This is a genomic window from Propionispira arboris, from assembly GCF_900109225.1.
Classification (GTDB): domain Bacteria; phylum Bacillota; class Negativicutes; order Selenomonadales; family Selenomonadaceae; genus Propionispira; species Propionispira arboris.
Genome location: NZ_FNZK01000024.1, coordinates 19155 through 40993, shown reverse-complemented (window position 1 = coordinate 40993; position 21839 = coordinate 19155). Strand labels below are relative to the sequence as shown.

The following is a 21839-nucleotide window of genomic DNA, read 5'->3' as shown; positions in this document are numbered from 1 at the left end:
TATGATTATGGTTCGTGCAATTATCAGACCAGATAAAAAAGATAGTGTTCTTCAGGAACTTTCACGAGCGGGGTTTAATGCCGCCACTGTTGTTGATGTTGTGGGGCGCGGAAAACAAAATGGTATTAAATTTGGCGATATTGTTTATGATGAGATTCCGAAAAGCCTTATTATGGTAGTTATTGAAGAGGCCGAAAAAGATAAAATACTGGATGTTATTTTACGTCATGCAAAAGTCGGTGAAAATGGATCATTTGGTGATGGAAAAATCTTTATCAGTGCAATCGACGAAGTTTATACGGTTTCCAGCGGTTTAGCTGGGTTATAAGGGAGTGGCGTTATGAAAGAAATCATAGCTGTGATTCGAATGAATAAAGTTGGTCCTACAAAAAAAGCTTTAGTTGAGGCTGGTGTGGCGGGGTTTACTGCTTTAAAAGCGATAGGCCGCGGTAAAGTTGTCGAAAATATAGAAATCATTGCTGACCGCAAAAAACAATTACTGGCAAAGACGAATCCGGAAGATCCCAAGGCAGAACAGGTGGCAACCGAGTTTTTAGATGGCCGGGGATTATTTCCCTGCCGAATGTTTACGATTTTGGCTCATGATGAGCAGGTTCAAACAATCGTTCAAGCCATTATTAAAGTTAATAAAACCCAGCATAATGTGGGCGATGGGAAAATATTTATTCTGCCATTATTAGATGCTGTTCGTGTCAGAACGAATGAACATGGCGATGCCGCAATTTAAGAGGCTGCTCAGTGAATGAACGAATTTTTGTGAGGGGGAAAAATCATGCCATATCATACATTTAAATGCAGTGAATGTATTCCTGAAAGAGCAAAACATGCTGTTATCAAGGGTCCCGGGGAAGATTTGACATCTTGTTTGCCGCTTGGTTATTTAAATACAATACCGGGAACGATTTCCGAACGCGGCTGTGCATATTGTGGGGCCAAGCACGTTATCGGTGCACCAATGAAGGATGTTATCCATATGAGCCATGGCCCGGTGGGGTGTACTTATGATACGTGGCAGACAAAACGGTATATCAGTGATAATGATAATTTTCAACTAAAATATACCTATGCGACGGATGTAAAAGAAAAACATATTATATTTGGGGCTGAAAAACAACTAAAACAAAATATGCTGGAAGCATTTAAAGCTTTTCCCGATATCAAACGTATGACGATTTATCAAACGTGCGCTACGGCTTTAATTGGTGATGATATAGAAGCAGTTGCCCAGGAAGTGACGGATGAATTGGGTGATGTAGATATCTTCGTTTGTAATTCACCGGGTTTTGGCGGACCGAGTCAATCAGGGGGCCATCACAAAATCAATATTGCATGGATCAACCAAAAAGTTGGCACGGTTGAGCCGAAAATAACCAGTGACCATGTGATTAACTATGTGGGTGATTATAATATCCAAGGTGACACCGAAGTGATGGTGGATTATTTTAAGCGGATGGGAATCCAGGTTCTGTCAACTTTTACGGGTAATGGTTCGTATGATGAACTAAGAGGTATGCACCGGGCGCAGCTTAATGTATTGGAATGTGCGCGATCTTCCGAATATATCTGTAATGAACTCAAAGTCAGATATGGAATTCCACGCCTTGATATTGATGGATTTGGCTTTAAACCACTTGCCGAGTCGCTGATGAAAGTGGCCATGTTCTTTGGACTTGAAAAAGAAGCGCAGGCCATCATCGATGAAGAAACAGCTCGTTGGAAGCCGGAACTGGATTGGTATGCGAAACGATTGAAAGGTAAAAAAGTATGCTTGTGGCCGGGTGGATCAAAACTTTGGCATTGGGCTCATGTCATTGAAGAAGAAATGGGTCTGGATGTCGTTTCGGTTTATTCTAAATTCGGGCATCAGGGGGATTTTGAAAAAGGTATCGCTCGCTGCAGTGAAGGTGCACTTGCGATTGACGATCCAAATGAGCTGGAAGGAATCGAAGCGATGAAGACGCTAAAACCAGATATTATTTTTACAGGCGTTCGTCCGGGCGAAGTTGCTAAAAAATTAGGGATACAATATCTAAATGCCCATGCTTATCACAATGGACCTTACAAAGGCTTTGAAGGCTGGGTTCGCTTTGCAAGAGATATTTACAATGCACTATATTCGCCGATTCATCAACTTGCCAGCATTGATATCAGCCAGACAGAAGTAGATGGCAGCGGTTTTTCAACCAGACAGCTGATTTCGGATGTGAATATCGATAAAACGGCAATCACTCCACCGGAAGAACAGCCTTATACTGGAGATTATGACTGCGTGACAAAATTACGTGATAAAACATATCCCGAACCAAGCCATAAACTTGTGAAGGTAGTATAAGGAGGTGCTGGAGAATGGATGATTCAAGAAAAGACAAGGTTGAGCAGCTTGTGGATTATATAATGAAATGGTGTTTATGGCAGTTTCATTCACGGGCCTGGGATCGTGAAAAACAAAATGAGGGTGTATTAACGAAAACGATGCAGCTTTTATGTGAAGAACCGGTTGATTGTGAAACGCCTGCTGATAAATGTTATTGGGTCGATGCAATGGTTTTAGCTAAAGATTTTAAAGCAACCTATCCATGGCTTGGTGCAATGGATAAAAAGGATATTAAACTTCTTATGCAGGACCTGAAAGATCGCATAGATTATTTGACAATTACGGGTTCATTAAATAAAGAACTTACCGATCAACGGTATTAAACTATATATAATGCACTAAAGAAATTACATCTAGCCTAGCAGTCTTAATTCCACTCAACCCTATACCCCATTCCTAACGATTGCCATATAGAATATTTAATGCAACTTATATAGTTAAATAAATACGGTGCGCTGTTACAGCGGCAAAGAAAATCAAAAAGGGAGTCGATTTTTTATGATGTCTTGTGAAGTGAAAGAAAAAGAGCGTGCCGGCATTATCAACCCGATATTTACCTGTCAGCCTTGCGGTGCTCAATATGCCAGCATCGGAATCAAAGATTGTATTGCGATTGTTCATGGCGGTCAAGGCTGCGTAATGTTTGTTCGGCTGCTATTTGCCCAGCATTTTAAAGATAATTTTGATATAGCATCTTCGTCCGTACATGAAGATGGTGCTGTATTCGGGGCGGTTCATCGTGTTGAAGAAGCGGTAGATGTTCTTTTGATGCGATATCCGGATGTGAAGGTGATTCCAATCATCACAACTTGTTCAACGGAAGTCATTGGTGATGATGTTGATGGGGTTGTTCGTAAATTAAATGCTGGACTATTGAAAGAAAAATATGCTGGTCGTGAAGTTCATTTGATTAGTGTTCATACGCCAAGCTTTAAAGGAAGTCAGGTTACTGGCTATGATGTGGCTTTGGATGCTTTTGTCAGAACTTTGGCGAAAAAAGATCAACCCAATGGGAAAATTAACTTGTTTACGGGTTGGGTTAATCCGGGAGATGTAACGGCACTGAAGCATCTTTTGGCTGAAATGGATATTGCAGCTACGGTTCTGTTTGAAATCGAGAGTTTTGATTCACCATTAATGCCAAATGGTGATGCTGTTTCACATGGCAGTACACCAGTTGAAGATATCATTGGAACGGCGAATGCTATGGGGACGATTGCCTTAAATCGGTATGAGGGCGGCGCTGCAGCGGAATACCTAGAAAGTGAATTTAACGTTCCGGCGGTGATTGGACCAACACCGATTGGTATACGTAATACGGACACATTTTTACAAAATCTAAAAAAAATGACAGGTAAAGAAATTCCTCTTTCTTTAGTTAGGGAACGCGGTATTGCGATTGATGCACTCACGGATTTGGTACACATGTTTTTTGCGGATAAAAAAGTTGCTATCTATGGACATCCGGATTTGGTGATTGGTTTGGCTGAATTTTGTCTGGATTTGGAAATGAAACCGGTATTACTGCTTTTAGGGGATGATAATTCAACTTATAAGAAAGATGCTCGTCTCAAAGCTTTTGAAGAAAAAGTCGATTTCGAGATGGAGGTCATAACCAATGCCGATTTATGGGAACTGGAAAGTCGGATCAAAAATAAAGAAATTGAATTGGATCTTATTTTAGGACACTCCAAAGGCAGGTTTATATCCATTGATTATAATATCCCGATGGTACGTGTCGGCTTCCCAACCTATGATCGTGCGGGTTTGTATCGTCACCCGGTTGTGGGTTATGCTGGTGCTACTTGGTTAGCGGAAACCATGGCCAATACGATATTTGAGGATATGGAACATAAGAAAAATAAAGAATGGTTACTCAATGTATGGTAAACTGAATCACATTTTAGCAGTGCAGCGGCATTGTAAATAGAATAAATAGCAGGCAATGCTGTCAGTTTCTGATGTCGATCAGTTCTGGCAGCATTCCTAAAAAAAGAGGCTGAAAAATTATGATTAATAGCATACAAAATGAAGCAGACATCGATAGTTTTGTCGAAGCCTATCATACGGCGCAGGGTTTTCATCATCGAGCGGAGAATTTTTTACAAGAAGGTCAAGCGAATAGTGTGGTGTTCAATGTGGCGGCTATTGCCTTGGAAAATTATTTAATTGCCTTATCGAATCTGCATGGTGTAGAGCCACGAAATCATAATTATATCTGCCTTATGGACTCCATTGAAACTTTTATGATCATTCCGCCTTTATTAAGTGCCGAAATAAGATCGTTGGATGTGATTTTTGGGATTTGTTCACTGGAAAATTATCAGCATGGCACACCAGAGGAAGAAGATGGTAAGCGAGTTATTAGGTTATGCCAAAAAGTACAAGGGCTATTTGATCAACATAAAATTTCTGCATTGAAAAGTAAAATCTGAGCTTTACGAGCCGTTAAGAAGGGATTGAAAACGATGCGACTCCATTATTTACAGCATGTTCCATTTGAAAATCCTGGTAGTATCTTGGTCTGGGCTGAAAAAAATCAGTATACCGTAACGAGTACTCATTTATATAAAAATGAAATTTTACCGAAACAGAGCGAGTTTGACTGGCTGGTTATTATGGGCGGGCCAATGAATATTTACGAGGAAGAACATTATCCTTGGCTGGCAGCTGAAAAAGATTTCATAAAAAAATCCATTCAGCAAGGGAAGGTTATTATTGGTTTATGTCTGGGCGCACAACTCATTGCCGACGTGATTGGCGGGAAAGTTACCAAAAATCCGCAGCTGGAAATTGGCTGGTTTCCGGTTCAGTTAAGTGAAGAAGCAAGGAAATCTCCCTTGTTTTCCTTTTTTCCACCAGAACCCATTGTTTTTGAGTGGCATGGAGATACCTTCAGTATTTTGTCCGAGGATGCAATATGTATTGCTGAAAATGAAGCTTGTAAAAACCAAGCTTTTATCTATAAGAGAAAAATTTTTGGATTTCAGTTCCATCTGGAAAATACAGTTGAAATTATCCGGGCGCTGGTTGAGCATTGTAAAAATGAAATGAGACCAGGCCCCTATGTGCAGTCGGCGGAAGAATTAGAGGCTCATGTGGAATATATCAAACAGGATAATCAATGGATGTTTTGTTTTCTCACGCAATTGGAAAAAATGGACAGAGAGGGTGTTCTTTAATGGAGACGGTTCGTTATACACAACGGATTTGCAGTGATCAACAACAAATCGAAGCTTTTCTTTTATCATCCCGTATTGGTATACTTGCTTTAACGGGTGAGTCTTTTCCCTATGCAGTACCGGTTAATTATATCTGGCATAAAAATGCCATCTATTTTCATGGAATGGGATCAGGCAAGAAAAATGTCCTTCTTGCTCAGAACCCGCCAGTGTGTTTTACGATTTATGCAGAACACGGTACTGTAATCGATCCAGTACCGTGTCATGCTGATACAGCTTATATGAGTGTCATGATTTTTGGCAAAGCAGAAAAATTAATTGATTTTGCAGAATCGGCAGTTGTTATGCAAAAAATGATAGACAAATATATGCCAAACTATTATAGTCAGCCGTTAACGGGAAATCTAATGGAAAAATATAAATCTTCACTCGATGGAAATGGTGTAGGTATATATCGAATTCAGGCGGATATCGTAACTGCTAAAGAAAATGCCGTAAATTCTCAAACTATTTTCTAGATAAATTGAGGAATATTAAACTGCTGATTCGTTTACCAGACAGGAATTATAAGGTTGAGAATACTTCATTTAGATAGAACGGAAAGTACATCCAAGTCTATCAGTCTGCCAGAAATGGGGTATAGGGCATCGTTTGCTTCCTACGTAACGCCACTCAACCTTATACCCCATTCCTGACGATTGCTATATAAAATGTTTAATGCGTTCTATATATGACTATATTTTATAAAAAAAAGACATATCAAGCAAAGGTTGAAAAATCGAATCTTTTGCTTGATATGTCTTTTAAGTTAGCCTTGTGATTGTGGTTTTGTGAGGCGGGCGGGGTCCATGTAATGATTATAGATGGCTGCATCTACATAGCCAGTTGCTAAAGCAGCTTCTTTTAGCGTAATGCCTTCTTTTTCAGCTCGATGGGCAATTTCAGCGGCTTTATCGTAGCCAATTAATGGTACTAAACCAGTAACTAAAATAAGGGATTGACTTAAGTTGAATTCAATTTTTTCGCGGTTTGGTTCAATACCAACCAGACAGTTATGATTAAAAGAATTCATACTGTCACTCAGTAAGCGGATGCTTTGAATTAAGTTATAAGCCATAACTGGCATAAATACATTCAACTGGAAATTTCCCTGACTGGCCGCAAATGAAACGGTAGTATCATTGCCAAAGACTTGTGTGACCACCATGGTTAAGGCTTCAGCCTGGGTTGGATTTACTTTTGATGGCATGATTGAACTGCCTGGTTCGTTGGCAGGAATCGTGATTTCACCGAGTCCGCAACGAGGTCCGCTGGCAAGCCACCGTACATCATTGGCTATTTTCATAAGATCAGCGGCTAATGCTTTGAGCAAGCCATGGACAGCAGCAATTTCATCTCGGCTCGATAATGCTTGGAACTTATTGGGTGCGGTTTGGAAATGTTCATTAGTCAATTTGCTGATTTCTTCGGCAATTTTTACGGCGAACAGGGGATGGGTATTGATTCCTGTTCCGACGGCAGTGCCTCCCATAGCGAGATCACGCAGAAAATTGATACCAGCAGTCAACATTTCCTGATTGCGGCGTATCATTCGTGCCCAGCCGCTAATTTCCTGCCCTAATGTGAGTGGGGTAGCATCCATAAGATGTGTGCGTCCGGTTTTGACAACATCCATAAAATCTTTTGACTTTTTTTCAAGCGTTGCAGCTAGATCGTCCAGTGCGGGAAAAAGCTGTTTTTTAATGAGGGTGAGCCCAACTACATGTAGGGCGGTGGGAAATATATCATTTGAGCTTTGAGAGCAATTTACATGATCATTTGGATGGACGGCAATTTCTTTGCCTTGTTCGGCTAAAATTTGTGCAGCCCGATGAGCCAGAACTTCATTCATATTCATATTAAACTGTGTGCCGCTGCCTGTCTGCCATACAGCTAGTGGAAAATTCCCGTCAAGTTTACCAGCTAATACTTCGTCACAGGCTTCAATAATTGCATCAGCTCTGCCAGAATCTAGTGTTTCTAAATTTTTGTTTACGGCCGCAGAGGCACGTTTTAATAAAGCGAAGACTTCCACCATTTCCTGGGGGATTTTTTCGGTGCCAATTTGAAAGTTTTCGAAAGAACGCTGTGTTTGAGCACCCCATAACTTATCTGCTGGAACCTTAATTTCTCCGAGCGAGTCTGTTTCAATACGATATTCCATGTAAATCACTCCTTTAACTACTTTGTTTTAATTTTAGACTACCACTTATAGGATATAGCAAATTGTAAGAAAATTCAAATGTTAAATAGATGAGTATTGTTATCAATTATAGTTTAGTATAAAATCACAACAAAGTCAAAGGTAGAGGGCTTTTTTATCGCAGTAAGGGCATATTGCCAGTCAATTTGTTTATTTTGCGGCTCGAACCATAGAGGCCGATACCTAAGTACTGAAACATGGCAGAGGGAATGGATTTAACTTTTTCTTTATAAATTTGATAATCTTTGCAAGTTTGGGCCGTGTTAGAAAAATCAACGATGACTAGATCATTCCAGTTATTATTCTTGATTTTTTCTAGTACTTCATGTATTGTTGTCGTGCTCCCGTTTAAAATTGGGATGGGAATATTGGTTATACCAAGATGTTTTGTCTGAGAAGCGTCAATGAGATCTTCTCCGATAATGCTATTGAGTTTATGGCCAAGAGTAATACCAAGAATTGCTGAAGTGTTGGCAATCAAGCCAAGCGGCAGGGTTGAATCGATAATCATTACACATTTATTTTCTTCTATTGACATACAAAATTCTCCTCATTTTTTATGTTTTGTCTCCGTTATAAAAATATTCATATATTGTTTTGGTGTGAGCCCAATGATTCTTTTGAAGAAATTTGAAAAATGACTTTGGTCTGAGAAACCTGTTTGCAAGGCGACGTTTAGGGGTGAACATTGTTGTTCTAGCAGTTTTTTTGCTGCGCTGATACGAATCGCTTCTAAATAACAGTAAGGCGATATGCCTTTTTGTTTTGTGAACGATCGTAATAAGTGGTATTTGCTTATGTTAGCTAACTGACTCAGATCATTTAATTTTATGTTTTCACTGTAATTCGCTTGTAAAAAATCACAAATGATTTTTATTTCAGCGGAAGGTTCTATTGAATTTTGATCAAAGATCGTATCGGCGTGTTCAAAAATTAATTCTTCCATGATCAGCAAAAACAATTCATCTTTTTTGAAGTCTTTTTCCTGATGCATAAGCATTTCATGCAAATCATGTAAGGCAGAGACCAATTCGCTGTCGCATAATACTGGCTCTGTAAAGTAGGGCAGATATGTTTTCTGCGTTATTTCCCGGACGATTTTTTGCATATTGTCTACAGAAATGTTAATACAGCGATAATCTAAAGGCTGGTTATCCAGCTGCTGACACATATGGCTGTCTTGTGGATTAAAAATAATTAAAGTGTCGCGTTCTACTATATAATGTTTGTTTTTACAAAATAATTCCCGTCGACCATTTTCAATAAAACCGATTACATAATATTCATGGAAATGTGTAGGAAATTTTTGCCTGATTCCTTTAAAACTATAGGCTTCAATATTTAAATCGGCATCAAAACAAACAGTCCTTGTTTCAGGTACCATCGACATCGCTCCTTTGTTCGTCTTCCGTAATCATACTATAAAACAATAGGGATTTCTTGTATGATATTGACCTATTTTGTACCAAGGTAAAGAAACTATTGTACAACCGCTTTGTAATAGAAAATTTTTTTATGTGAATTGTTTTACAAATCAGCAGGTGGGTGGTATTCTAATAGGAATAAATTTCGCTAAGAAGGAGAATTTAATGAATAAAAGTAAGGGTATTGGTCTTTTTTCACTTTGTGGACTTATTATTGGTCCGATTATTGGGTCAGCAATTTTATTACTGCCGCCGATTGTTTATGACAAAATTGGTGACTGGGCAATTGTGGCTTGGTTGGTGATTATGATATTAGGCAGTGTATTTGCCTATGTATTTATCTATTTAAGTTTGAAAAGTCCAGGGAATGAAGGGGTTGCTTTGGCGGTGGGGAAAATGCTGGGGCCTTTCTGGCAAGAACTTTGCTCTAATTTTCTTACGACGGCTGTTTTCTTCGGTCCGATGGCGGTTTTGTTGACGGCAGCTGGATTTTTAAAAAACTTCAGCTTTCTTAAGATGCTAAATAGCGAATTTATTGTATGTATTTTAGTTTTTATTTGTATTGGCTTACTTGTAAGCGGCGTTAAATCCTTTGCTCGGTTTAATTTACTCGTTACGGCTTGTACGGTTGTCTCATTAGCGGCCGGTAGTTTATATACTTTAGTGACGGCAGCCGATATTCAATTACCACAGACGATGGTCTCCTTGCCTGATTTTGGTTATAGCTTGTTACTTTTGTTTTGGGCTATTGTTGGCTGGGAGGTTATTGGTAATTATATCGAGGACATCAAGAATCCTGAAAGAACATTACGTAAAGCCATGACGATCAGTGTTATCATTATAACTGGTGTATACCTTCTGGTGGCCTTATCACTGCAGAGCTTTTTAGGTGAACATACAATAATCGCTATCATGCAGCCTTTATTTGGTAGTCTAGCTGTGCCGTTTTTAAGTATTGTAGCGGCAGGACTTTGTATTTCTACATATCTTATGATTGTTGGTGCTGTTACCAGAATGAATGCAAAACGAGCTGAAAATGGCAGGCTGCCAGCTTATTTGGCACAAACGAATCGCTATGGAAGTCCGGTCAATGCTATTTTTACACTTACGGGAATTCATATGATTACACTGAGTTTGCTTGCTGGGGATGTTTTAACATTGGATAGTTTGGTTGCCTGTGCTAATGTTTTTTTCTTGGCAAATGCCATGATTGGTTTAGCGGCAGGGTTTCGTATTTTAGATAATGTAAAATTGAAATTTGCGATTTCAATTTTAATGATCGCTTTCGCAGGCTTACTAAGCAAAGCAACACTCTGGAGTATGTTCATTTTTGTGCTGGTCTTTTTCGTATCATGGAAAGCCCATCAAAGACATAAACGCACTCGAAAAGCAGAACCTGTTTATCGCTCGGATATGCATTAAGGGTCAATATTTCAGCATGATATTTTGCCCTTTAATGGTGGCTGAAAAATATTATTCTTAATGAATCAAAGGAGTTAAAGATAAAATACAGAAATTACTTATGTATATAGAACGCATTAAAGAAATTACATCCGATTGCCATATAAAATGTTTAATGCCATATATAGATAAGACTACAAATAAATTAGGCAATATAAAAAAATAACGGGTCGGTTTTAGAAAAAAGGAGTGTGGTCGTATGTACAAACCAATTGAAAATAGAGTAGCTCATTTGAGTGAAAATTTAATTGGGTTAAATATAAGCTTATTGATTTTAGCTTTTTTGGTCATTGGCATGGATCATATGGGGTATTTAGGGACGAATTTGTCCTTTCGTGCGATCAAAGGAATTGGTAAAGAATTTGGTACTATAACAATTATCATCGCCATAATTGCTTTTATGAATTACGTATTGCGGGAAATTTATCTTCAAATCACACGCAATAAAATTGCTCTTTCGCAAACGATGAACCAGCTATATAAGAATCTAATGAAAGATGTTCGCTTGTTGCATCCTTTGGTCGGTACGGTAGCAATTTATGCCGGAATCTTGCACGTTTATTTTGTGTGGTTTCGTGGGGTACATAATTTTAATCTTAGTATTGCTTTTGGGATTTTGGCACTTTTGTTGTTATTATTTTTATTGTATATAGGACATAAAATTCGATGCATGCCGCAAAATAAAAAGCTGCGAACGATCCATAAAATGATAGCATATTCATTTTTGGTCTTTTATGTTTTACATATTGCCATAAAAGGTGATTGATTGTATCAAGGGAAATAGGGGAGGAATTGTTATGAAGCAAGTAAGTACGACATTTGAAACTTTTTTAAAAGAAGCCCCAAAGCACGCTCAGGTTTGGCTGGATGCGGTAAAAAAATTAGATGATGCCAGTACCTTGGATGCAAAAACAGAAGAAATTGCGTATATTGCAGTACTTAGTACGGTTGGACTATTGACGGGGCTGCCATTTCACGTAAAACATGCAAAAGAATTAGGCGCAACAAGAGACGAAATAAAAAGTGCAGTTTTGCTGCCACTTCCAGCCGTTGGCAATAAAGTTGTTGCGGCTTTACCAATAGCGCTGCATGCCTATGATGAAGAAGATTAACAGATTTGTTATTGACGATGAATGAAAAATAAAAGAGCACCGTGCATTTTTGCGCCCGGTGCTCTTTTATTTTATAACCGCATAGCAGCTTCGGCGGCAAGCGGTGATCGTTCACATTCTTCTGGCAGCATCGTCACTTGAAAGCAGAGTTTGGAACCCATCATTTTTTCACTCGCATAACTGAGACCATTTGATTGGCTGTCCAACAATGGATTATCGATTTGTGCTGGATCGCCAAGTAAAATTATTTTTGTGCCAAGCCCCGGTCTGGTTAAAACGGCTTTTGCCTGGCGTGGGGTAGAGTTTTGCATTTCATCAAAAATTACCCAGTATTTTTGCAAGGAACGACCGCGTTGGTAAGCCAGTGCTTCGGTTTGGATGATTCGTTTTTCAAATAACATATTGACTGTATCTTCGGTTTGCAGGACATCTTTTTCTTCCGTAGAGTTGCTTCCTGACATTAAGGTAAATAAATTGTCTTTAATGGCACGCATATAAGGTTCAATTTTTTCGGCTTCCGTACCAGGCAGGAAACCAATCCCTTCATCAAGCATGGCATTGGGGCGGCAAATCAGGATATGCTGATATACTTTTGGCTGGCAGTCCATGTAATTGTGGAGCCCCACGGCTAAGGAATAAAACGTTTTGGCAGTTCCAGAGATTCCTTTTAAGATAACAAGCGGAGCTTCGGTAGAGTTCATCATGAGACATTCTTGCATAAAGATCTGCCCAACATTTTTTGGTGTAACGCCAAATGGATTGGTTTTTTGATAGCGCAAATGAACGATTTTTTTCCCATCAAAACGTCCTAGAGCGGTATGCCGCTCTTTGTCGGTTGATTTTATCAAGAGAAATTGGTTGGTGACGAACGTGGCTGAAGTTAAGACGCTGGCTGATTCATCAAAAATATACAAATTTGCTGGATCAATCGTTTGCGTTTCGTCTTTGTGGAAGTCATTGATGATATCACTCGAAGTATAGGCAACGACACGTCCAGTATATTGTTGATCAATACTGGAAACTTTGTCGTTACGAAAGTCTTCAGCTTGAATATTTAAAATGGAGGCTTTTACTCGCATATTTGTATCACGGCTGACTAAAATCGTTTGATTGCCGCTTTCTGCTAAACCTTTGCAGACTTGCAGGATACGATTGTCGGCATTTGATTTGTCCCAATGTGACGGCATTTGTGTAGCTGTATGGTTTGCTTCCAGAATCAAAATACCACCGTTATCATTCAGTGGGACGCCTTCGAGTAAATTTCCCTGCAGGCGCAGCCGATCAATGATACGGCTAATATGACGGCTGTTTGCACCACGTTCCGTGGATTCTTTTTTAAAGCGATCTAATTCCTCGATAACAACTTCAGGAATGACGACATTGTGTTCACTAAATGCATATAAAGCATTCGGTGAATGCAGCAAAACATTGGTATCTATGACATAGTACTTTTTCATAGTATCCCCCTCTTCACTGAGAACATCTTCTCAACTCTAGAATAGAGTTTATAACGTTTGTTTGCGTTAAGAAATGATTAATGTTGTGTTAATATTTTTAAAGTTTTGCCATATAGAATATTTAATGCAAGTTATATATACCTCTTTTTCACAAATAAACACTTTGTTTATAATGAACAAACTTTGTTGACAATAAAAATAATTCGACTTATGATAGATACATTAACAAACAAAGGGAGTGCAGACAATGAAACGAGGTATAAAACTTATTTTAGGGTGTTTATTGATAAGTCTAAGCATTTTGATTTTTAAACATGCACATATTACGACGGGCGGAACAACGGGGCTTGCATTGAATTTATCCTATATATTATCGGTTCCGTTTGATTATGTATTTTTTATGGTCAACTTACCATTTTATATATTATCGATTCGTGGCATGGGATGGAACTTCACAGTGGCAACGGTTTTTTCGGTGGGAATCGTTTCTTGTTTTACTGGTATCGAACGCTTTTTACCGGAACTTGTGATTTCACCATGGGGCGGTGCTTTATTTGGCGGCTGTTTAATGGGCATTGGACTCGCTGCTTTATTTTCGGGTCGAAGTTCAATCGCTGGAACGGGTGTCGTAACTGTTTATCTGCAAAAGCGTTTTGGCTGGAATCCAGGGCGGCTTAATTTGGTTTTTGACAGTGTTATTATCGGCATAGGAACATTTGCTGTGAGTTTAACGGATACTTTGTTTTCCGCATTGTCGATTGTTGTAATATCGCTTATTTTAAGCTTTTTCAAAAATCGTATTGCCAATACGTATAGCTCTGAACCGGCAGTGGTAAACCTTCGAGTAAATAATTGAATTGAAAAAAACTGCCGCAAATGGTATTTTATATAGAGAAGGCGGTGGCAGTTTTGGAAAAAAAAGAAGCCTTAGAATTTTTGAACCGAGTTGCGGCTGGTTTGGCAAACATGTTTGGAAATTCTTGTGAGACACTCATTCACGATATGAACAATAAAAAATCATCGATTGTTTCCATCTATCACGGACAAGTAACACAGCGTAAACAGGGTGAGAGCCTGACAATTTTGGGAGTCAAAGAGGTTGATGATTTTTTTGAGGGCAAAGATTTGGTTAATTGTTTAGGCAAAATGAAAGATGGACGTTTGCTTAAAAGCTCAACGTTTCATTTACGCGGCGACGATTATCATTATGCATTAGGCATCAATTATGATTACACGCATTTGGCTATGGCAAAAGCATCCTTAGAAGAATTTACGGCGGTCGGGCAGCCGATTGAAGAAGCCATTTCTTCATCGGGTAATTTATTGCAGGATATTTTTGATGAATGTTTGAAAATAGTGGGAAAGCCAGTGGCTATGTTTAATCGAGGCGATCGTCTAAAAATGATTGAATTGCTTATGGAACGTGGTGCTTTTGACTTTACGAAGGGCATTCCAATTATTGCTGAAAAATTAAACATTTCTCGTTATACAATTTATAAATACTTAAAGCCTAGGGCTTAATTCGTATAAAATAGAAAACAAAAAGCAGAGAACTGAAAAGTTGTCTGCTTTTTATACATGTATATAAGGAGGCGGATTTTGATGGCAGTGAAAGAAATACTTAAATTAGGTAATTCATGTCTTTACGATATATCAAAACCTGTTTTGCTCAAAGAATGGTCTATGCTGGAAGTGGTTATGAAAGATCTTCATGATACTTTAATGGACTTTCGACATACATATAAAGCGGGGCGGGCTGTAGCTGCACCGCAGATTGGTGTTATGAAGCGGATTATTTATTTGAATATAGGTGAACCTAAACTTTTAGTGAATCCAAGTCTGTGCTTTCCCGATACGGAGATGATAGAGTTATGGGATGATTGCATGAGCTTTCCTAATTTGTTGGTCAAGGTACAGCGGTTCAAACGCTGCCAGCTTGAATATACAGATTTTTTTGGTAAACAGCAAAGCACTTTATTAGAAGGTGATTTAGCTGAATTGATTCAGCATGAATATGACCATTTAGATGGTATCTTAGCGACAGAGCGTGCCATAGATAAACGTTCTCTGGCTTTAAAATAAGGCTGATACGGGTTACATTTTGTGGATTGACTAAGATGTTAAAGGAGCTTGTGATTTTGATGCAATTCTTTACGTATGTTGAGATTAATAAAACGGGATTTATTTGCGTTGCTTTTAAAGTTATAGGTTAAAATAGATGAAATACTAAGCGAATATTTTTTCTGGTTTAGATTTAACAAGATATAGTACGGATATTAATTTTTATTTAATAATAATTCACACTAAATAAAATTATTATGTGAAGAGAAAAAAAGCATACTTTCATATCAGATTTATCAATGCCTGCTATAGAAATTTGACTAACCCTTATATCATAAGGGCTGAGCGTTGCTCAAGAGTATGACAGCGTATTTGATAAGAAAAACAAGTATAAATGATATTAATGATAAAACTCATAAATCTGTGATTTTGATTTATTGCATATCTTGACAGCGGATAAAAAAAGCAATACAATAAATTTAATTCCTAGTATTTCGATAAGGATAGTTTACTTTTAATATAAATTGCAGATGATTGCTAGAATAAGAGGTGTAAAAATGGCAGAAAAATTTTTAGAAATACGTGGGTTACATGCAGCCATTGACGGAAAAGAAATCTTGAAGGGGTTAGATCTTCAAGTAAATAAAGGTGAAATTCATGTCATCTTAGGTCCGAATGGTTCAGGAAAATCTACATTAATGAATTTGATTATGGGACATCCAAAATATGAAATAATCGCGGGATCAATTGCTTTTGAAGGAGAAGACCTTACAACACTTAAAACGTATGAACGTGCGAGAAGGGGTCTTTTTTTATCGTTTCAAAATCCAGAAGAAATTCCTGGTATTACGGTGGAAAACTTACTTCGGACAGCAAAAAAATCGATTGATGGCGAAAATATAAAAATAATGGCTTTTAAAAAATCATTAGAAAAAACGATGGCAACTCTAAAAATGGATGAGTCTTATGCATCTCGTTATATGAATGTTGGCTTTTCCGGCGGTGAAAAAAAACGCAATGAAATTTTGCAAATGATGATGATTAATCCAAAACTGGCAATGCTAGATGAAACGGATTCCGGGCTTGATGTCGATGCAGTGCAGATCGTATCGGCTGGTGTAAAACATTTTCATACCAAAGAAAATTCCTGTTTGATTATTACACATAACACAAAGATATTAGAACATCTAAAAGTGGATCATGTACATATCTTAATGGATGGGAAGATTATTAAACATGGTGATGCGACACTTATTGATGAAATTAGTGAAAATGGTTTCCTTCATTTGAAATAATGAAGGTATAAACAGGATTTTTTGATTTAGAATTGATATAAGTGAGGTGATCCAAGTTTATGGAGAAGAAAAAAACATTTGTCGAAGATATTGAACGCAGTCTTTATGATATAAAAAATGAAGATCGCTATAGTTATAAAGCAAACCAAGGCTTGACGGAAGACATCGTCCGAGCAATTTCAAAAGAAAAAAATGATCCGGATTGGATGCTGGATTTCAGGCTTCGGTCACTTGAAGTTTATAATAATACAGCACTTCCTAGTTGGGGACCAGCCCTTGATGAACTAGATATGGATCATATTGTTACCTACGTTCGCCCTGACACGACAATGAAGGGCGATTGGAAAGAAGTTCCAGAAGATATTAAAAATACGTTTGATCGTTTGGGTATTCCACAAGCAGAGAAAGAATCACTCGCTGGAGTCGGTGCGCAATATGATTCAGAAGTTGTTTACCATAGCATTAAAGAAGATTTGGTGAAGCAGGGTGTAGTTTACACAGATATGGAAAGTGCGCTTCGCGACTATGAATCCATGGTCAAAGAATATTTTATGCAGTTGGTGACACCAAAAGATCATAAATTTGTCGCATTGCATGGTGCAGTATGGTCAGGAGGATCTTTTGTTTATGTACCACCTGGCGTGCATGTTGATATTCCGTTGCAATCGTATTTTCGTTTAAATTCACCAGGAGCCGGGCAGTTTGAACATACGTTGATTATTGTTGATAAAGAGGCGAGCCTTCACTTTATCGAAGGTTGTTCGGCACCGAAATATAATGTAACGAATCTACATGCTGGTTGTGTAGAATTATATGTAAAAGAAGGGGCACGTCTCCGGTATTCAACAATTGAAAACTGGTCACGTAATATGTTGAATCTCAATACCAAACGTGCCTTAGTGGATAAAGATGGTTTAATTGAATGGGTTTCGGGATCATTCGGATCGAAAATTTCAATGCTGTATCCGCGTAGTATTTTGCGTGGCGAGCATGCTCGGGCAGAATTTACGGGTGTTACGTTTGCGGCGAAAGGGCAGACCTTGGATACAGGCGCGGCTGTGATTCATGCGGCACCGTATACCTCTTCTAATATTAGTACACGTTCTATTTCCAAAGATGGTGGGGTTGTTGTATATCGTGGTGCTATTAAAGTTGCTCCGAATGCGCATCATTCGAAATCCTCGGTTAATTGCGAATCGTTGATGCTGGATGATCTTTCACGGTCGGATACACTCCCAGTTATGGATATTTTAAATGATGATGTAGATATCGGTCATGAAGCGAAAATTGGTCGTATCAGTGATGAGGCGATTTTTTACTTGATGAGTCGTGGCATTAGCGAAGAAGAAGCAAAAGCAATGATTGTCAGAGGTTTTGTGGAACCGATTGCGAAAGAACTGCCACTCGAATATGCGGTGGAAATGAATAACTTAGTTAATCTTGAACTTGAAGGTACGATGGGATAGGGGATGATAGTATGGAAAAATATAATACAATTGTAAATCCTATTCCAGTACGGACTTGGAACTGGTTGGGGGTTAATGGAACCAAGCTGGAAAATGAAATCCCAGCAATCGGGACCTATAAAAAGCAGCCGCTTAAAACAAGCAATCCGGCTGTTTCAATTATAAATCTGGATCAGAACAATCAAGAGTATCCGGTTTTAGACGAATTGAATGCAGGGCTAAATGAAGAATTGCAAGAATTTGTGCAAGTCAATCAAAACAGCGGCTTTTACATTGAAATAGCAGCAAACGATCAGGTGAAAGATCCGATTTTGCTTCAATATGAACTTGATGATCAAGATAAGACGCTTGTTGATCAGCATATGATTCTTGCTCGCAAAAACAGTGAAGCCACAATCGTCATTGGCTATCAAGCAGCGGATGAATCCAGAGGATTTCATAATGGGATTACCAAAGTTTATGCCGAACAAGGTGCCAGCGTTCATTTGATAAAAGTACAAATGTTATCCGAGCAGGATATTCATCTAGATGCCATCAATGTATTTGCTGAATCGGATGCACAGGTGGATATTACAACGGTTGAGCTTGGCGCAGCACAGGCAATTACAAGCTGTAGGACGAACTTAGCAGGTGATAACAGCACGGTGCAGGTACAGGCGATTTACTTTGGTGATAAAGAACGCAAATTGGATATGAATTATGTAGTTTCACATAAAGGTAAAAAATCAATCGGGAACATGGAAATTCATGGTGCATTGATGGATAAAAGTCAAAAAACATTTAGAGGAACATTAGATTTTCTCAAAGGTTCTCGTGGTGCAATTGGCAATGAAGCGGAAGAAATTGTTTTGCTCAGTCCTAACGTGCGAAATCGTTCCGTGCCACTTATGCTTTCGGGTGAATCAGATGTTGAAGGTCATCATGCCGTCAGTATCGGGAAAATGGATGAAGATAAATTATTTTATCTCATGAGCCGGGGACTTAGTTTGAGTGATGCAGAAAAATTAGTTGTAGAAGCTTCTTTTCAGCCAGCGCTTGATAAAATCCCCGTGTCTGAAATCAAAACACAAATTTCGACTTATATTAGGAGGCGGTTGAGCCATGCCGAATGAATATATAAAAGATTTTCCGATTTTACAAAAACCAATGAATGGCAAATCGCTGGTTTACTTAGATAATGGGGCAACAACGCAAAAACCTCTTTCGGTAATTCAAGCGGTTGATGACTATTACACGACATTTAATGCCAACCCGCATCGTGGGGCTTATGATTTAAGCGTTAAGGCTACAGAAATCTATGAAGGTGCTCGTGAAACGGTACAAAAATTTATTGGTGCGGCAAACTCGTATGAAGTTATTTTTACGAAAAATGCGACAGAATCTTTAAATTTATTAGCCTATAGTTATGGAATGAATTTTATTGAATCTGGCGATGAGATTGTAATTTCGATTGCCGAACATCATAGTAATCTTGTGCCATGGCAGCAGGTGGCGAAAGCCAAAGGTGCTACTTTAAAATATATATATCTGGATTCAGTCGGACGGATTACGCAACAAGAAATTGATGCGAAAATTACTGATAAAACAAAAATTGTTGCGGTAACGCAAGTCTCAAATGTTTTGGGGATTATAAATCCGATCGCTGATATTGTGAAAAAAGCGCACAGTGTAGGCGCTATAGTGATTGTGGATGGGGCACAAAGTGTACCACATTTTAAAGTTGATGTACAAGCGTTAGATATTGATTTTCTTGTTTTTTCCGGTCATAAGATGCTTTCACCAATGGGGATTGGCGTACTTTATGGAAAAGAAGCACTTCTTGATAAAATGCCGCCATTTTTATGCGGTGGTGATATGATTGATTATGTATGGGAGCAAGAGACGACCTTTGCACCGCTTCCGGCTAAATTTGAAGCTGGTACGCAAAATGTCGGGGGGGCGGCAGGTCTCGCAGCAGCTATTGAATATATTGGGAAAATTGGCTTTGACAAAATAGAAGCGATTGAAGCGGATTTGATTCAGTATGCCATTCCAAAATTGAAGGCACTTCCCTATATTACACTTTATGGCAGTGACGATTTATCGGTTAAAACAGGCGTTATTGCTTTTAATGTTGCCGATATACATCCACATGATGTATCGACGATCTTAGATGCGGATGGTGTTGCGATTCGTGCCGGTCATCATTGTGCGCATCCATTGATGCAGTATTTAGGTGTGAATGCAACATGCAGGGCGAGTCTTTATTTTTATAATACACGTGAGGATGTAGATAAGCTGATTGACAGCCTAAGCCGCGTGAGAGGAGTATTAGGTTATGGATCTTAGTGGTGTCTATACAGAAATGATTGCCGAGCATAATAAATCGGGTCGTAATAAAAAACATTTAGTGGAACCGACGATTGTGCTAAAGGGACGAAATCCAAGCTGTGGCGATGAAATTTCTTTGGAATTGAAAGTTTGTAATGGTGTGATTGAAGATGCAGCCTTTACCGGAATTGGTTGTGCCATATCACAGGCATCTACTTCAATGATGATTGATCTGATTCGTGGACAGAATGTTGAAAAAGCCCAAGAATTCATTGATACATTTTTAGGCATGATTAAACGTGAAATTACGGATGATGATGATTTGGAAATTTTAGATGAAGCTATTGCTTTAAAAAACATTTCGAATATGCCGGCAAGGGTGAAGTGTGCTGTTTTATCCTGGCATACGCTTGAATCGGCCATTAAAGACGAAAAATAATATAAATAGTAAGAAGTGTAGGCCATCTTTTATCTGGAATTGAATTCTATATAAAAGATGGCCTATTTTTGTTTTAACATACATGTTTTCAAAAGAAGGTGAAAAGTGATGTTTATTGCCATCATAATGCTGCAGGCTTGCTTGTCATTTTTTACGAGTGTCCCTGAATGACTGAAAAATTATGGAACATTCGCAGGATTTTTTTTTTTGTGAAGAATAATTTATGCAGGGTACAAAAACTAGACTTATCTGTGTATCAATGGATTGATATACATCTCTAGTCAATATCATGGAGGAGGACGATATTATGTATATTACCAAAACAAGCACGGCACGTATATTTCAACAGACGCTGCAAACGAGTCGGCAAAAGGCTGATGCCGCAGTTGTTGAAGTGAATGACAGCGAAAATGAAGCTTCGAATGACTTTGGCATGCCTTATAAACAAGTGTATGGACTGGATATCAAATTAAAGAGTTCGCAGCGTTACTTAAAAAGTACGCAAAAAGATCTGGAATCAATGAAGCAGCAGGATCATGAAATGTCTTTATATGGTCCTGTACTGGATGAAACAAAGGCTCTGCGAACGAAAAGAGAAGATGTCTTGACAAAACAAGTTGATACGTATACAAAAGATATCAAAGACACGGAAGATTCATTAAGGACAGCTGTGAAAAATATAGATGCTGGGGCCGCCGCGGAGATTTCAGAGTTGGCGGATAAAGACGTGGCGAGAATGTTTGGGGAAAAAGTCGTAGATGATGGGGTAACGATTGATGCAATTATCGCTAAATATTATAAAAAACATCAGGCAGGTCAAAACGCCATGCTCAGCTTACTGCCGAGTACGGCAACTGCTCATGATTCGGGCAGGGGCGGAAGTTCTGTGCCACATAATGTAGATTGTACGGTATGATTTTAAATTTAGGATGTTTCACAGGATTTTTTTTTTGTGTGGAGAATAATTTATGTAGGATGTAAGAGATATAAATATC

At 38.6% G+C, this 21839-nt stretch carries 24 protein-coding genes; 20 read left to right on the top strand and 4 right to left on the bottom strand.

Going from position 1 to position 21839, the window contains the following annotated elements; translation table 11 throughout:
* Position 1: 1 nt before the first annotated feature.
* From BMY14_RS18445 to BMY14_RS18410, 8 genes are all read left to right on the top strand, one after another.
* Positions 2–328, top strand: a complete 327-nt coding sequence (locus BMY14_RS18445) for a P-II family nitrogen regulator (RefSeq protein WP_019552122.1) — start codon at positions 2–4, stop codon at positions 326–328.
* 12 nt (positions 329–340) lie between these two features.
* Positions 341–748: a P-II family nitrogen regulator gene (locus tag BMY14_RS18440; protein ID WP_019552123.1), complete on the top strand. Its 408-nt coding sequence runs from the start codon at positions 341–343 to the stop codon at positions 746–748.
* A 45-nt stretch (positions 749–793) separates the two neighbouring features.
* Positions 794–2353: a nitrogenase iron-iron protein, alpha chain gene (gene anfD / locus BMY14_RS18435; protein ID WP_091835164.1), complete on the top strand. Its 1560-nt coding sequence runs from the start codon at positions 794–796 to the stop codon at positions 2351–2353.
* 14 nt (positions 2354–2367) lie between these two features.
* The gene (gene anfG / locus BMY14_RS18430) at positions 2368–2718 is read left to right on the top strand and encodes a Fe-only nitrogenase subunit delta (protein WP_091835160.1); all 351 of its coding nucleotides are present in this window, start codon (positions 2368–2370) and stop codon (positions 2716–2718) included.
* Between the two features lie 175 nt (positions 2719–2893).
* The gene (gene anfK, locus BMY14_RS18425; RefSeq protein WP_019552126.1) at positions 2894–4285 is read left to right on the top strand and encodes a Fe-only nitrogenase subunit beta; all 1392 of its coding nucleotides are present in this window, start codon (positions 2894–2896) and stop codon (positions 4283–4285) included.
* 119 nt (positions 4286–4404) lie between these two features.
* A complete protein-coding gene (locus tag BMY14_RS18420) occupies positions 4405–4830 on the top strand; it encodes a HEPN domain-containing protein (RefSeq protein WP_091835157.1) in 426 nt (141 codons plus the stop codon).
* A 33-nt stretch (positions 4831–4863) separates the two neighbouring features.
* Entirely contained in the window at positions 4864–5577 is a 714-nt protein-coding gene (locus BMY14_RS18415) for a type 1 glutamine amidotransferase (protein ID WP_091835154.1), read from the top strand.
* The gene (locus BMY14_RS18410) at positions 5577–6095 is read left to right on the top strand and encodes a pyridoxamine 5'-phosphate oxidase family protein (protein WP_091835151.1); all 519 of its coding nucleotides are present in this window, start codon (positions 5577–5579) and stop codon (positions 6093–6095) included. Before BMY14_RS18415 ends, BMY14_RS18410 begins: the two co-directional genes overlap by 1 nt.
* 290 nt (positions 6096–6385) lie before the next feature.
* Here the strand turns inward: BMY14_RS18410 and fumC are convergent, their stop codons facing one another.
* From fumC to BMY14_RS18395, 3 genes are all read right to left on the bottom strand, one after another.
* Positions 6386–7780: a class II fumarate hydratase gene (gene fumC, locus BMY14_RS18405; protein ID WP_091835149.1), complete on the bottom strand. Its 1395-nt coding sequence runs from the start codon at positions 7778–7780 to the stop codon at positions 6386–6388.
* A 154-nt stretch (positions 7781–7934) separates the two neighbouring features.
* On the bottom strand, positions 7935–8357 hold the full coding sequence (locus BMY14_RS18400; RefSeq protein WP_091835146.1) for a DUF2000 domain-containing protein: 423 nt from the start codon (positions 8355–8357) through the stop codon (positions 7935–7937).
* Positions 8358–8369: 12 nt separating this feature from the next.
* The gene (locus BMY14_RS18395) at positions 8370–9203 is read right to left on the bottom strand and encodes an AraC family transcriptional regulator (RefSeq protein ID WP_091835143.1); all 834 of its coding nucleotides are present in this window, start codon (positions 9201–9203) and stop codon (positions 8370–8372) included.
* 205 nt (positions 9204–9408) lie between these two features.
* On the opposite strand from BMY14_RS18395, the gene BMY14_RS18390 reads away from it, so the two are divergent.
* The 3 genes from BMY14_RS18390 to BMY14_RS18380 all read left to right on the top strand — a co-directional run bounded on the left by BMY14_RS18390 (position 9409) and on the right by BMY14_RS18380 (position 11816).
* On the top strand, positions 9409–10665 hold the full coding sequence (locus BMY14_RS18390) for an APC family permease (protein WP_091835140.1): 1257 nt from the start codon (positions 9409–9411) through the stop codon (positions 10663–10665).
* Positions 10666–10903: 238 nt separating this feature from the next.
* On the top strand, positions 10904–11470 hold the full coding sequence (locus BMY14_RS18385) for a hypothetical protein (RefSeq protein ID WP_091835138.1): 567 nt from the start codon (positions 10904–10906) through the stop codon (positions 11468–11470).
* Between the two features lie 31 nt (positions 11471–11501).
* Positions 11502–11816, top strand: a complete 315-nt coding sequence (locus tag BMY14_RS18380) for a carboxymuconolactone decarboxylase family protein (protein WP_019552135.1) — start codon at positions 11502–11504, stop codon at positions 11814–11816.
* 71 nt (positions 11817–11887) lie between these two features.
* Here the strand turns inward: BMY14_RS18380 and BMY14_RS18375 are convergent, their stop codons facing one another.
* On the bottom strand, positions 11888–13273 hold the full coding sequence (locus BMY14_RS18375) for a PhoH family protein (RefSeq protein ID WP_091835135.1): 1386 nt from the start codon (positions 13271–13273) through the stop codon (positions 11888–11890).
* A 247-nt stretch (positions 13274–13520) separates the two neighbouring features.
* Between BMY14_RS18375 and BMY14_RS18370 the strand changes: the two genes are divergently transcribed.
* The 9 genes from BMY14_RS18370 to BMY14_RS18330 all read left to right on the top strand — a co-directional run bounded on the left by BMY14_RS18370 (position 13521) and on the right by BMY14_RS18330 (position 21760).
* Positions 13521–14129, top strand: a complete 609-nt coding sequence (locus BMY14_RS18370) for a YitT family protein (protein ID WP_091835132.1) — start codon at positions 13521–13523, stop codon at positions 14127–14129.
* A 53-nt stretch (positions 14130–14182) separates the two neighbouring features.
* On the top strand, positions 14183–14794 hold the full coding sequence (locus BMY14_RS18365) for a helix-turn-helix transcriptional regulator (protein WP_091835129.1): 612 nt from the start codon (positions 14183–14185) through the stop codon (positions 14792–14794).
* Between the two features lie 81 nt (positions 14795–14875).
* The gene (locus BMY14_RS18360; protein ID WP_091835126.1) at positions 14876–15355 is read left to right on the top strand and encodes a peptide deformylase; all 480 of its coding nucleotides are present in this window, start codon (positions 14876–14878) and stop codon (positions 15353–15355) included.
* A 536-nt stretch (positions 15356–15891) separates the two neighbouring features.
* Positions 15892–16629, top strand: a complete 738-nt coding sequence (gene sufC, locus BMY14_RS18355; protein ID WP_019552140.1) for a Fe-S cluster assembly ATPase SufC — start codon at positions 15892–15894, stop codon at positions 16627–16629.
* Between the two features lie 59 nt (positions 16630–16688).
* Complete coding sequence (gene sufB / locus BMY14_RS18350) at positions 16689–18095, top strand: Fe-S cluster assembly protein SufB (protein ID WP_019552141.1); 1407 nt, start codon at positions 16689–16691, stop codon at positions 18093–18095.
* An 11-nt stretch (positions 18096–18106) separates the two neighbouring features.
* The gene (gene sufD / locus BMY14_RS18345; protein ID WP_091835123.1) at positions 18107–19207 is read left to right on the top strand and encodes a Fe-S cluster assembly protein SufD; all 1101 of its coding nucleotides are present in this window, start codon (positions 18107–18109) and stop codon (positions 19205–19207) included.
* Positions 19197–20423 (top strand): cysteine desulfurase, encoded by a 1227-nt coding sequence (locus tag BMY14_RS18340; RefSeq protein WP_091835120.1) that lies wholly within the window; start codon positions 19197–19199, stop codon positions 20421–20423. Before sufD ends, BMY14_RS18340 begins: the two co-directional genes overlap by 11 nt.
* Positions 20413–20844, top strand: a complete 432-nt coding sequence (sufU, locus tag BMY14_RS18335; protein WP_019552144.1) for a Fe-S cluster assembly sulfur transfer protein SufU — start codon at positions 20413–20415, stop codon at positions 20842–20844. Before BMY14_RS18340 ends, sufU begins: the two co-directional genes overlap by 11 nt.
* A gap of 307 nt (positions 20845–21151) precedes the next feature.
* Positions 21152–21760: a hypothetical protein gene (locus BMY14_RS18330; RefSeq protein WP_091835117.1), complete on the top strand. Its 609-nt coding sequence runs from the start codon at positions 21152–21154 to the stop codon at positions 21758–21760.
* The last annotated feature ends 79 nt before the right edge of the window (positions 21761–21839 follow it).

Bases quoted from the DNA above. Each gene is read 5' to 3' on its own strand.
- sufD (WP_091835123.1), top strand. From the start codon at position 18,107: ATGGAAAAATATAATACAATTGTAAATCCTATTCCAGTACGGACTTGG.
- BMY14_RS18385 (WP_091835138.1), top strand. From the start codon at position 10,904: ATGTACAAACCAATTGAAAATAGAGTAGCTCATTTGAGTGAAAATTTA.
- sufU (WP_019552144.1), top strand. From the start codon at position 20,413: ATGGATCTTAGTGGTGTCTATACAGAAATGATTGCCGAGCATAATAAA.
- BMY14_RS18370 (WP_091835132.1), top strand. From the start codon at position 13,521: ATGAAACGAGGTATAAAACTTATTTTAGGGTGTTTATTGATAAGTCTA.
- BMY14_RS18415 (WP_091835154.1), top strand. From the start codon at position 4,864: ATGCGACTCCATTATTTACAGCATGTTCCATTTGAAAATCCTGGTAGT.
- BMY14_RS18440 (WP_019552123.1), top strand. From the start codon at position 341: ATGAAAGAAATCATAGCTGTGATTCGAATGAATAAAGTTGGTCCTACA.
- anfK (WP_019552126.1), top strand. From the start codon at position 2,894: ATGATGTCTTGTGAAGTGAAAGAAAAAGAGCGTGCCGGCATTATCAAC.
- fumC (WP_091835149.1), bottom strand. From the start codon at position 7,780: ATGGAATATCGTATTGAAACAGACTCGCTCGGAGAAATTAAGGTTCCA.
- BMY14_RS18445 (WP_019552122.1), top strand. From the start codon at position 2: ATGATTATGGTTCGTGCAATTATCAGACCAGATAAAAAAGATAGTGTT.
- sufB (WP_019552141.1), top strand. From the start codon at position 16,689: ATGGAGAAGAAAAAAACATTTGTCGAAGATATTGAACGCAGTCTTTAT.
- BMY14_RS18390 (WP_091835140.1), top strand. From the start codon at position 9,409: ATGAATAAAAGTAAGGGTATTGGTCTTTTTTCACTTTGTGGACTTATT.
- BMY14_RS18380 (WP_019552135.1), top strand. From the start codon at position 11,502: ATGAAGCAAGTAAGTACGACATTTGAAACTTTTTTAAAAGAAGCCCCA.
- BMY14_RS18395 (WP_091835143.1), bottom strand. From the start codon at position 9,203: ATGGTACCTGAAACAAGGACTGTTTGTTTTGATGCCGATTTAAATATT.
- BMY14_RS18360 (WP_091835126.1), top strand. From the start codon at position 14,876: ATGGCAGTGAAAGAAATACTTAAATTAGGTAATTCATGTCTTTACGAT.
- anfG (WP_091835160.1), top strand. From the start codon at position 2,368: ATGGATGATTCAAGAAAAGACAAGGTTGAGCAGCTTGTGGATTATATA.
- BMY14_RS18400 (WP_091835146.1), bottom strand. From the start codon at position 8,357: ATGTCAATAGAAGAAAATAAATGTGTAATGATTATCGATTCAACCCTG.
- sufC (WP_019552140.1), top strand. From the start codon at position 15,892: ATGGCAGAAAAATTTTTAGAAATACGTGGGTTACATGCAGCCATTGAC.
- BMY14_RS18420 (WP_091835157.1), top strand. From the start codon at position 4,405: ATGATTAATAGCATACAAAATGAAGCAGACATCGATAGTTTTGTCGAA.
- BMY14_RS18340 (WP_091835120.1), top strand. From the start codon at position 19,197: ATGCCGAATGAATATATAAAAGATTTTCCGATTTTACAAAAACCAATG.
- BMY14_RS18375 (WP_091835135.1), bottom strand. From the start codon at position 13,273: ATGAAAAAGTACTATGTCATAGATACCAATGTTTTGCTGCATTCACCG.
- anfD (WP_091835164.1), top strand. From the start codon at position 794: ATGCCATATCATACATTTAAATGCAGTGAATGTATTCCTGAAAGAGCA.
- BMY14_RS18410 (WP_091835151.1), top strand. From the start codon at position 5,577: ATGGAGACGGTTCGTTATACACAACGGATTTGCAGTGATCAACAACAA.
- BMY14_RS18330 (WP_091835117.1), top strand. From the start codon at position 21,152: ATGTATATTACCAAAACAAGCACGGCACGTATATTTCAACAGACGCTG.